The sequence below is a fragment of the Mycobacterium sp. TH-M116 genome (genome assembly GCF_057473685.1).
On sequence record NZ_JBYCLC010000416.1, the window covers coordinates 1 to 10,245 of the forward strand.

A 10,245-nucleotide genomic window follows, 5' to 3' on the forward strand; every position below is an offset into this window, starting at 1 on the left:
TGCGTCGACGCGAACAGGGGATGTGGACTGGTGATCGATTTCGGGGCGTTGCCGCCGGAGATCAACTCCGGTCGCATGTACACGGGCCCCGGTTCGGGACCGATGGTGGCCGCGGCGGAGGCGTGGGACGGTCTGGCCGCCGAATTGCACGCTGCGGCGGCGCATTACACGTCCGCGATTTCGGGGCTGGCCGCGAAGTGGCAGGGCGCCTCGGCGCTGACGATGTCGGCCGCGGCCGCGCCGTATGTGGCCTGGATGAGCGGCATGGCCGTCCAGGCCGAGCAGGCGGCGAGCCAGGCCAGGGCGGCGGCCGCCGCCTACGAGAGCGCGTTCGCGGTGACGGTCCCACCGGCGGCGGTCGCGGCCAACCGCTCGCAGCTGCTGGCGCTGATCGCGACGAATTTCTTCGGCCAGAACACCCCGGCGATCATGCAGATCCAGGCCCAGTACATCGAGATGTGGGCCCAGGACGCTGCGGCGATGTACGGCTACGCCGGCTCCTCGGCGGTGGCCGCCGACCTGCTGCCGTTCAGCCCGCCGCCGCGGATCACCGAACCGGCGGGCACCGTCGCGCAGGCCGCCGCCGTCGCCCAGGCCGCCGGGGCCCAGGCTGGTTCCCAGGCGCTGCCGGCGCTGATGTCTGCGGTGCCGTCCACACTGCACGGCCTCGCGGGACCCGCCGCCGCGGCGGCGCCCGCGGTCACGACTTCCGCTCCGGCGGCCCCGCAGTCGCTGGCATCGGCGCTGAACTCGCTGTTGTCCTCCGCGAGCGGGCCGTTGTCGCCGCTGTCCTACTTCGGTTCGTTCGGCGCCCCCGAACTGCTGGGAGTACAGAGCTATCTGCTGCCACAGGCGGGTGCGAACCTGTCCGACGCCATGGCCAAGGTGGGCGCGGCGCAGGCGATCGCCGCTGTAGGGGGGCCGGTTTCGCCGACCGGGGCGCTGGGTTCGGCGGTGACGGCCGGTGTGGGACGTGCCGGCTTCGTCGGGGGTCTGTCGGTGCCGCAGGGTTGGGCGATGGCTGCCCCGGCGGTCAAGCCGGTGGCCGCCGTGTTCGCCGATCCCGGCCCGCCCGGCGTCGCGGCCGCGACGGCGGGCGAAGGAAACCTGTTCGGCAACGTGGCACTGTCGAGCCTGGCCGGAAGGGCGATCGCGAATACCGGCGGCACCGCCGCCCGCTCGGCCGGCGCCGCCGGGTCCACTGTCGCCGACGAGGCCGCCGGCCCGGTCAACATCTTCGTGATTCCCGCCATTCCCCCGCAGGTCTGAGGTCCGCCAATGCTTTTCGGGTTGTTGCCGCCGGAGATCAACTCCGGTCGAATGTATTCCGGTCCGGGATCGGGGCCGATGGTGGCCGCCGCCGAGTCGTGGGACACACTGGCGGCGCAGCTGCACGCCACCGCCGCCTCCTATTCCTCGGTGATCTCCGGCCTGGCGACGGCATGGCAGGGCCCGTCGGCGGTGTCCATGGCGAGCGCGGCCGCGCCGTATGCAGCCTGGATGAGCGCCACGGCGGCCCAGGCCGAGCAGGCGGCCGCGCAGGCCCGTGGCGCCGCGGCCGCCTACGAGGCTGCGTTCGCGGCGACCGTGCCGCCGGCGGTGGTCGCGGCCAACCGCAGCGAGCTGGCGTTCCTGGTGGCCACCAACATCTTCGGGCAGAACACGGCGGCGATCGCGGCCACCGAGGCCCAGTACAGCCGGATGTGGGCGCAGGACGCCTCGGCGATGACCACCTATGCCGCCCAGTCGGCGGCCGCGTCGACGGTGACCCCGTTCTCGGCGCCCCCGGCAACCACCGCCGCCGGTGCTCTCGCCCCGGCGGCGAACTTCATCTCCAGCGCGCAAACGGAGTTGGCGTCGGCCTTCGGCGCGGTTCCCGCGGCGCTGCAGAGCCTGGGGGCCGTCGTGACCGGACCGAATCCGGCCGCAGGACTGCTCACCACTCTGCAGGAATTCGCCGGTCTGCAGACGTTGAGCTCGCTCAGCTCGTATTTCGAGGACATCGGCAAACTGGTCCTGCCGGTCAATGTCGTCTTCATCAACACCATCTTCGGCCTGGTGGCCGGGGCGCGGCACGTCCTCGATGTGGGGGCCGCTGCCGGCGGTGCAGAGTCGGCGGCGTTGGCGGCCGGTCTGGGCTCGGTGTCGCCGCTGGCGAATCTGGCGGGCGTGGGTGCCGTCTCGGCGGGCGTCGGGCAGGCCGGTCTGGTCGGCGGCGTCTCGGTTCCCCCGAGCTGGGCCACGGCCACGCCGGCGATCCGGACGGTGGCGGCGGTGTTGTCCGGTGCGGGGCTGGACGCCGTCCCGGCGGCCGCGGTCAGTGAGGGCACATTGCTGAGCGGAATGGCGTTGAGCGGCATGGCCGGGGGTGCGCTGGGGGCGGCCGCACCCACAGCGTTCGGCGGTGCGGGCGCACGACTGCGTTCCACTTCGCTCAAAGACGGCGCGTCCAAAGACGGTGAAACGCCGGCGAATCTGCAGCGGCTGGTCGCCGAAATGGCCGAGAAACCCGACGACGTCCAGCATTGGTACACCGAATCGGCGGATTTGGAGAGCCTCGTCGCCAAGCTGCGGAAGAAGCCCGGCATCCACGCGGTGCACCTCACCGACGGCGATATGAATGTGAGATTACCGCGGCCTGAATAGTGGTCGGCGGGGTGGAGAAACCTGCAGCTCGGCGCCGGACTCCGAGTCAAGGAGCAGCAAATACCCAACCGGTGCACAGCCAACCGCCAGCTTGGGCCGAAAGGATACCGGATGAATAGGATGAAGAAAACAGGCACAGAGAGGCGGTCGGTGACATCGCAACGATGAGAAGCTCTTGCGCCAGCGTCCTGGATCCAGCAGAAATCCGTTGTACTGGTGTCGTTTTCGATGACCGATCAACCGCGTCGCCGCGCCAGAAGGCAAATGTCAACGTCGGCTGGATTTTTTTCGGCGGCACCGGTTTTCCGGGGCTTTTCCGGGGCCCGAAGACTCCGATCACCTCCCTGGGTGCTGTCAGCCGGCTTGAGAATTGCTGACGCCCTGAGGACTCACTGAAACTCGAGTACTCACTGAAAGGAGGGCCACCGTGCCGAATCGACTCATCGCGTCGACTCGGGTGCTGAGCCAGTGTCTGTCCGATTCGCGGGTGGGGGAGGGCTCGCCGGTGGGGTGGGCGCTGTACACGCCGTCGTCGCACATCGTTCTTTCGACCACATGAGTGCCCGCGCGCAGAGGGCGTCGTTCGGCGGTGCGCACATGTCGAGCGCCCAGCCCTTTTTCCACACGGGGCGCAAGCCCGACCACCGCACCGGGCCCACTGCCGTGGCGCAGCGCGTGCTGATGCCGCGTCATCGCCTGCTGATAGAGATGATGACAGTGGGCTACATCGTGGTGGCCGCGCAGTGCGACGGCCGGCACTATCTGTTCTTCCCCGGCCTCGCGGCCCTCGCATACGACGTGCTGACCCGGCCCTGGGGCAGGTGGGCCAGCCAGCCGGGGCGGCTCGTGCTGACGCCTTCGGCGGGAGCGGTTGCCGGAGTGTGGATGACCCGGCAGTTTCCGTACCATTTCCTGACCGTCGTAGCCCTTGTCACCCTGTGCCTGGTGATTGTCGCCGCGCTCAGATCAACGATCGCGCCGGCTGTCGCGGCGGGCGTGCTGCCGCTGGTGCTGGGCATCAAGAGTTGGGTCTATCCCGCCTCGATAGCGGTCAGTCTCGTTGTGTTGATCGGCATATTGCTGCCCTGGCAACGGTACTGCCGACACCGGTACCACGGGGCCGGCGCCACCGTGGTCAGCGATCTCGACGACATCCTTGAGGAGCCACCTGGCGGGCACGCCTGGATTGTGCCGTTTTATCTGTTCGTGACGGTGATGGCGATCTGCGCCGCGGCTTCGGGATTGCGGCTGCTGCTGTTCCCGCCGCTGATCGTCATCGCCTATGCGATGTTCGCGCATCCGCGCACGTGTCCCTGGGCCGGGAAACCGATCGCTCTGCTGGCCGCGTGCGCGTTGATGTCGACGGGGGGCTGGATCGCCGTGAGTCTCTGGGGAAAGGGTGGTGTGGCGGCCGGAGGCGCGATGGTGTTCGGCATCGTCGTGCTGCGCGTCCTCAGGTTTCACATGCCACCGGCGCTGGCGATCGGACTGCTTCCGCTCGTCATCGGGTCTCTCAGCATCGAATTTCCCGTCGCCGTGACCATCGGGGCAGCAGCCCTGACACTCGCCTACCTGCTGCATCGGCGGCTGACCATGAGGAGTACATCGTGACCAACGCCCAACTGACCCACGTCATCATCGTCCTGCTCTTGCTGGTCGGGCTCGCCCAGCTGCTGGGGTATGTGTTCGTGAAGCTTCGCCAACCCAAGGTGGTGGGCGAAATCCTGGCCGGCATCGTTCTGGGCCCGGCCGTGCTGGGCCAGATACCGGTCATGGACCACCTCGTCACCAGCGCCACACATCAGGGCAACATCTTGACGTTCGTCTACTGGCTCGGCCTGCTGCTGCTGATGTTCGTGTCCGGTGCCGAGATGCAGCAACTGTTCGGCCGCGGGGAGCGGCGAACGGTGAGCTGGCTCGTCATCGTGGGCACCGGCATCCCGTTCCTGCTCGGCCTGAGTTTCGGGCCGCATCTCATCCGGCCCAGCCTGGCCGGGCCGCACGGAAACCGGTTGTCGCTGGTCATCATTCTCGCTGTCGGCGTCGCGGTGACCTCGGTGCCGGTGGTGTCCAAGATCTTCGCCGACCTCAACATCATGGACACCCGCTTCGCACGGCTCATCCTGGGCGTCGCCGTGCTGGAGGACATCGTGTTGTGGCTCGCCCTGGCCATCGCGACCGCGGTCGCGGCCAAGGCCGCGCTTCGGCCCGAAGAGATGGCCGTACACCTTGCGATCACGGTGACCTACTTCGTCATCGGTCTCACCTTGGCGCCGCGCGTCATCAGGCGCATCAACGCGGCCAGGTGGAACGTCCTGGTGCAGCATTCGCCGACCGGCTACGCCATCGCGATCCTGCTGGCCTATTGCGCCGTCGCCGGAGCGCTCGACGTCAACCTCGTCTTCGCCGCGTTTTTGGCGGGTTTTGCCGTCGTGCACAAGGAACGCAGAATCTTCGACGACTCGATGGAGGCGATCAGCAAGGTCTCGTTCGCCTTCTTCATCCCGGTGTACTTCGCGATCGTCGGTCTCAAGCTCGACCTGATCCGCGGGGTTTCCCTGCCCATGATCGCGATCTTCATCGTCGGCACTTGTGCGGTCAAAGTGGTCGCCGTCGCCCTGGCCGGCCGGTTCGCCGGGTTCCGGGGGCTGGACCTGATCAACCTGGCGATCACCACCAACGCCCGTGGCGGCCCGGGGATCGTGCTGGCCAGCGTCGCCTTCGACGCCGGCATCATCAGCCCGAAGTTCTACACCACCCTGGTGGTGGCGGCGGTGCTCACCTCGCAGGTGGCCGGCGCGTGGCTCGATTACGTGCTGCGCAGGGGCTGGCCGTTGCTCAAGTCCGACGTGAAATCCGACCTGAAATCCGACCTGGCCGAGACGGCGTCCCTGGAGTCCACGACGGCTTCCGGGGAGGGCAATTCCGCGGCCGATCCGCTGGGCGCCCCGCATGATTCGGAGTCGGCGCCGGCGGTGGACCGGACGCCCGCGGGCCAACCCACCCAGGCCTAGTTCGCGGCCCGGGTCGAAACTTCCCGGTTCAATGGCCGGTCAGGCCGGCCAGCAGCAGGACACTGCCCACGACGGCAAGTAGGGCGGCTACCTCGAGGCGGCGCCGAGCGCGGATCCAGCCGTGCAACGCCGCAGTCGCAGCGCGCGTCGCCCGCGGCGCCAGCAGGGAGGCCAGCAGTGGGATTTCGACGAACGCGAAGGCCACGGCGTTGAACATCAGCAACGCGCCCACCTGCGTGGTCGCGGCGGCGCCGGAGGCCAGGATGACGGCCAGCGCTGCCAGATAGTCCACCGACGGCAGTGCGATGCCCAGGCCGGCCACTCCGGCGACCCACAGTGACCGTCCGTGCAGTAGCAGGTGTGTGCGCGCGGGCAGCCGGACCGAACCGGATCGCCCGGTGGCGACCCGGACGGCCAGGACGGCGGCGGTGAGCAGAGCGAGCAGCCCGATCACCATCTGGACCCTGGGCAGGGTGAAGTAGGTCGAACCCATCAGGATGCGGCGGAAGACGAACAGGACGGCCAGGCCCACCGTCATGCCCATCGTGACACCGCCGGCCAAGAACGCGAGCAGTTGCAGCAGCGGTCGCGGCCGCTTCAACATCAGCATCGTCATCCCGACGCGGAACGGTTCGAGGCTCACGGCGACGGCCATCACCAGGACGGTGATCAGCATGGCGGGATCCGGTTATGGACGGGCAGGCCCGTTCCCGCTTGGCATTCCGTGCCGGTGTCGGGGTTCAGGATGCGCACCGTAGGCGACGACGGACGAGTGTTGCATGGGTGACAGGCTACCGGGCCGTCGGCAGAATCGAGCCGAGGGTTCGTTGCGGAAGGCCCCGAGCGGACCCAAAGTCGTTGCGATGCAGGACCGCTGGATGCTTGCGATCGACTCGGCCGCAAACTGTCTGCTTGGCGTTCCGCTGCTGGTCGCGCCGCGCCGCGCCGCTCGACGACGACCACGTGTTGGCGGGGTTCGACTGCGGTAAGGAGTCGCTGAACAGCTGGCTGGCCGAGCGCGCCCGCCGCGCCGAAAGCAGCGGAGTAGCGCACGTCTACGTATGGACCCCGCGCAGGGAACCGAAGGTCTGCGGGTATTTCGCCATCTGTCCCACCGAGGTCGTGCGCAAAGACGACGGTGTGCCGTGGTTGATGGACGGGGGCTATTCCCGCACACCTAAATATTTGATCGCCCGTCTGGCAATCGACGCAGCGGTGCGAGGTCACGGGTACGGCGAGCAGCTTATCCCTCATACAACACCCCTTGACCCGATAATCGCTTCCAACAGCATGTTTGATCAGCAGCAGACGCCAAAAGAACCCAGCAATCTGACCTTGGCGACAAGTTCTTGAACGACCCGCTAACTGAGCGAGAAGCAATTCGGACGCTGGCGCGTGTGCGTTTTGGGTTCGCTTCTCGGACGCACGTGACAGGTTTACACGTGACAGGTTTAGAGGTATCGGCAGACCTGTTCGGGGGTGCAGGTGGTGGGCTCGGGTGTTGCTGCCTGGTCGCGTAATTGGGCAATCGTGTCGCGAAGAGCGACGAGCTTGTTGATCTGCTCGTCGACGTCGGCGAGTCGGGCGTCGAGAAGGTCGCGGACGTGCTCACAGGGGGCCTGACCGCGGTCTCGAATATGCAGAACCTCACGGATCTGGGCGAGTGTGAGCCCCGCGGCCTTGCCTCGGTGGATGAAGTCGATCCTGGTGACGGTGTCGGGCGAATAGTCCCGGTAGCCGGAGGGCGTGCGGTCGGTTTCGGGGAGCAAACCCTGTTCCTCGTAGAAGCGCAGGGTCGTGCTGGTGGTGCCGACAGCGTCGGCCAACTCTCCGATCCGCACCGTCCCTAACCCTTCTTTTGATTCGCGACTTGACCTTCATCTGTACTGGAAGGTTCATTGTGGCGCTGACGAACGGATTCTCCAAGCGATTCAGGAGAGACAAATGCGACAGATTGTGCGCATCATGACTGACAAGGTCGGCGTTGTCGGCACCGTCGTGTCCACCATGGCTTGCGCCATGTGTTTCCCGGCGGTGGGCGCTATCGGGGCGGCGATCGGGCTGGGATTTCTCTCCCAGTGGGAAGAGGTATTCATGGACGTTCTGCCGCTGTTTGCCGTGCTCGTCCTGGTTGCCAACGGACTGGGGTGGTTCGCCCACCGGCAGTGGCACCGCAGCGTCCTGGGGATGATCGGTCCGATCCTCGTGCTGATCGGGTGGGTCTCGTTCATGAGCGGTGTCCTGGCTCACGGGCCGGCACGGGTGGTGCTGTACGCGGGACTGGTGGTCATGGTCGTCTTCGCGGTGTGGGACCTGGTCTCCCCAGGTAGCCGCCGCTGCGAGCCAGAAGGCTGCGAACTGCCCGCGAAACACCGATGAGGAGGGCCACGTGAAACAGACGACGGTCGATCTTGCCGTGGTCGGATCGGGTGGGGCGGCGTTTGCCGCCGCGATCCGCGCTTCGGCGCTGGGCAAGTCGGTGGCGATGATCGAGCGCGGCACGGTAGGTGGGACGTGTGTGAACACCGGCTGCGTGCCCTCCAAGGCACTGATCGCCGCCGCCGAGGCCCGCCACGTCGCCCTCGAATCCGGCCGGTTCCCCGGAATCAGCACCAGTGCCGACCCGGTGGACATGCCCGGCCTCGTCGACGGAAAACGGACCCTCGTCGAGGCGCTGCGCGCGCAGAAGTACCTCGACGTCGCCGAGGACTACGGCTGGCGGCTCCTGCACGGGCAGGCCTCGTTCGACGGCTCCCCGGACGCTCCGGTCCTGCGGGTGATGACCGAGGACGGCAACAGCAGGCTCGTCGTGGCCGCGCACTACCTGGTCGCGACCGGCTCGAGGCCCACCATCGCCACAATCGACGGACTCGACCAGGTCGACTACCTGACCTCGACCACGGCGATGGAGCTCCAGGAGGTTCCCGAGACACTGCTGGTGCTCGGCGGCGGGTATGTCGCGTTGGAACAAGCCCAGCTGTTTGCCCGGCTGGGCTGCAACGTCACCATGCTGGTCCGCTCCCGGCTGGCCTCCCGGGAGGAACCCGAGGCGTCCCAGGCCCTGCTTGAGGTGTTCGCCGACGAGGGCATCCGGGTGGTCTGCCGAGCGATCGCTGACTCGGTGACGACCGATCCGGGCACCGGGCGGGTGGTCGCGGGCGCGTCGGTGGCCGGTGGCCGGGAGGAGTTCAGCGCCCAGCGGCTGCTGGTGGCGCTGGGCCGAACCCCGGTCACCGATGGGCTCAACCTTGAGGCGGTGGGCGTCAGGACCGGGAAGGCGGGGGAGATTGCGGTCACCGATCAGCTTGCGACGTCGAACCCGCGGATCTGGGCGGCCGGGGACGTCACCGCGCAGCGCCAGTTCGTGTACGTCGCGGCCGCCCACGGCGCGATGGTTGTCGACAATGCGTTCACCGGCGCAAACCGGTCGGTCGACTACACACACCTGCCCCGGGTGACGTTCACCAGCCCCGCGCTGGGTGCGGTCGGGATGACCGAGGAACAGGCCGCCGCAGCCGGCATCCGGTGTGACTGCCGCGTGCTGCCCCTGCACTACGTGCCCCGGGCGCTGGTCAACCGCGACACCCGCGGCTTCGTCAAGGTGCTCGCCGACGCCGACACCGGACGGATCCTCGGAATCACCGCGGTCGCCAAGGACGCCGGCGAACTCGCCGCCGCCGGGGTCTACATCCTTGCGGCCGGTATGACCGTGCAGCAGGTCGCCAACAGTTGGGCCCCGTACCTGACCATGGCCGAAGCCATCAAGATCGCCTGCCAGTCCTACAGCACCGACGTCTCCAAGCTGTCCTGCTGCGCCTCCTAAACACCATCTACACCCTCTTGAGAATCGGAGGCTGCGATGACCGACTCCACCACCGACCTCATCGACCGACTGGCCACCCCGACCAGACCGGTCTGGACCCGGCGCTTTCGATCCCGCTGCTGCGGCTGCTCGCGTCCGGGAACCCCGTTGAGCTGACCACGCTCGCCACTGTCGTCGGCCGGGAAGCCCCCATTGAGTCGGCCTCTGGATGCAGTGGGTAGCCGATCCGGTTGACCGCAGGCCCGCGCGGGGTCCGCGACGTCGAGCCGGCCACCGCGGTGATGTCGCTGGCCAACCCCGACGGCATCACCGAGGTCCGCTCCTCATTCTGCAATCAGTTTCACTTCTTCACCTCGGTCGACGACGCCCGACCCCGGCTCCGGGCAACTCCCGACTGTGGACGACGCCAGCGGTGGGCGCGACCGCTACGCCAATCGCTCCAGGGCGCGAAGCCCGAGCGAAAACAGCAGCCGCGCTTCGGGATCGGCCAGCGAGACCGACAGCAGCTTCTCGATCCGTCGCACCCGGTAGCGCACGGTGTTGGGATGCACCTGCAGCACCCGCGCGGCAGCGCCGACGTCGCCAAAGCTGTCCAGGTAGACGCGCAGGGTCTCGGCCAGCACCGGGTCGCGGGCGTGCAGATCGCGTATCCGCGGATCCACCAGACGTTTCTCGGCGGCGACCACGGTGACGATCTCGTCGAGCAGGACGGTGGTGCGCGCCTCGGCCAGCGACGTGACCTGCCCGATCGACACCGGATGG

Annotated in this window: 12 protein-coding genes and 1 pseudogene; 10 read left to right on the forward strand and 3 right to left on the reverse strand. The window is 67.8% G+C overall.

Features of this window, described 5'->3' with window-relative positions:
- Nucleotides 1-33: 33 nt before the first annotated feature.
- From AC2VOK_RS21160 to AC2VOK_RS21180, 5 genes are all read left to right on the forward strand, one after another.
- Entirely contained in the window at nucleotides 34-1,269 is a 1,236-nt protein-coding gene (locus tag AC2VOK_RS21160; RefSeq protein ID WP_428902207.1) for a PPE family protein, read from the forward strand.
- A 9-nt stretch (nucleotides 1,270-1,278) separates the two neighbouring features.
- Nucleotides 1,279-2,646: a PPE family protein gene (locus AC2VOK_RS21165; RefSeq protein WP_428902196.1), complete on the forward strand. Its 1,368-nt coding sequence runs from the start codon at nucleotides 1,279-1,281 to the stop codon at nucleotides 2,644-2,646.
- 427 nt (nucleotides 2,647-3,073) lie between these two features.
- On the forward strand, nucleotides 3,074-3,205 hold the full coding sequence (locus AC2VOK_RS21170; RefSeq protein ID WP_428902197.1) for a hypothetical protein: 132 nt from the start codon (nucleotides 3,074-3,076) through the stop codon (nucleotides 3,203-3,205).
- On the forward strand, nucleotides 3,202-4,257 hold the full coding sequence (locus AC2VOK_RS21175; RefSeq protein ID WP_428902198.1) for a hypothetical protein: 1,056 nt from the start codon (nucleotides 3,202-3,204) through the stop codon (nucleotides 4,255-4,257). The genes AC2VOK_RS21170 and AC2VOK_RS21175 overlap by 4 nt, the downstream gene beginning before the upstream one ends.
- On the forward strand, nucleotides 4,254-5,660 hold the full coding sequence (locus tag AC2VOK_RS21180; RefSeq protein WP_428902199.1) for a cation:proton antiporter: 1,407 nt from the start codon (nucleotides 4,254-4,256) through the stop codon (nucleotides 5,658-5,660). The genes AC2VOK_RS21175 and AC2VOK_RS21180 overlap by 4 nt, the downstream gene beginning before the upstream one ends.
- Before the next feature lie 28 nt (nucleotides 5,661-5,688).
- Here AC2VOK_RS21180 and AC2VOK_RS21185 read toward each other — a convergent pair whose 3' ends face one another.
- Nucleotides 5,689-6,336 carry a GAP family protein gene (locus AC2VOK_RS21185; RefSeq protein ID WP_428902200.1) on the reverse strand — a complete coding sequence of 216 codons (648 nt, stop codon included), beginning with the start codon at nucleotides 6,334-6,336 and terminating at the stop codon, nucleotides 5,689-5,691.
- A gap of 236 nt (nucleotides 6,337-6,572) precedes the next feature.
- On the opposite strand from AC2VOK_RS21185, the gene AC2VOK_RS21190 reads away from it, so the two are divergent.
- Nucleotides 6,573-7,013, forward strand: a complete 441-nt coding sequence (locus tag AC2VOK_RS21190; RefSeq protein ID WP_428902201.1) for a hypothetical protein — start codon at nucleotides 6,573-6,575, stop codon at nucleotides 7,011-7,013.
- Between the two features lie 98 nt (nucleotides 7,014-7,111).
- On the opposite strand, the gene AC2VOK_RS21195 is transcribed toward AC2VOK_RS21190, so the two are convergent.
- Nucleotides 7,112-7,501, reverse strand: a complete 390-nt coding sequence (locus AC2VOK_RS21195; RefSeq protein ID WP_428902202.1) for a heavy metal-responsive transcriptional regulator — start codon at nucleotides 7,499-7,501, stop codon at nucleotides 7,112-7,114.
- 103 nt (nucleotides 7,502-7,604) lie between these two features.
- Between AC2VOK_RS21195 and merC the strand changes: the two genes are divergently transcribed.
- The 4 genes and pseudogenes from merC to merB all read left to right on the forward strand — a co-directional run.
- A complete protein-coding gene (gene merC, locus AC2VOK_RS21200) occupies nucleotides 7,605-8,039 on the forward strand; it encodes an organomercurial transporter MerC (RefSeq protein WP_428902203.1) in 435 nt (144 codons plus the stop codon).
- A gap of 10 nt (nucleotides 8,040-8,049) precedes the next feature.
- The gene (gene merA, locus AC2VOK_RS21205) at nucleotides 8,050-9,483 is read left to right on the forward strand and encodes a mercury(II) reductase (RefSeq protein WP_428902204.1); all 1,434 of its coding nucleotides are present in this window, start codon (nucleotides 8,050-8,052) and stop codon (nucleotides 9,481-9,483) included.
- A 17-nt stretch (nucleotides 9,484-9,500) separates the two neighbouring features.
- Entirely contained in the window at nucleotides 9,501-9,704 is a 204-nt protein-coding gene (locus AC2VOK_RS21210) for a hypothetical protein (protein WP_428902205.1), read from the forward strand.
- Between the two features lie 9 nt (nucleotides 9,705-9,713).
- Nucleotides 9,714-9,869: pseudogene (merB, locus tag AC2VOK_RS21215) on the forward strand (organomercurial lyase); the annotation flags it as partial.
- Between the two features lie 39 nt (nucleotides 9,870-9,908).
- On the opposite strand, the gene AC2VOK_RS21220 reads toward merB, so the two are convergent.
- The coding region (locus AC2VOK_RS21220; protein ID WP_428902206.1) for a helix-turn-helix domain-containing protein at nucleotides 9,909-10,245 on the reverse strand (337 nt) is incomplete at its 5' end.

Coding starts and splice junctions, on each gene's coding strand:
- AC2VOK_RS21165 (WP_428902196.1), top strand. CDS start 1,279: ATGCTTTTCGGGTTGTTGCCGCCGGAGATCAACTCCGGTCGAATGTAT.
- AC2VOK_RS21175 (WP_428902198.1), top strand. CDS start 3,202: ATGAGTGCCCGCGCGCAGAGGGCGTCGTTCGGCGGTGCGCACATGTCG.
- AC2VOK_RS21185 (WP_428902200.1), bottom strand. CDS start 6,336: ATGCTGATCACCGTCCTGGTGATGGCCGTCGCCGTGAGCCTCGAACCG.
- merC (WP_428902203.1), top strand. CDS start 7,605: ATGCGACAGATTGTGCGCATCATGACTGACAAGGTCGGCGTTGTCGGC.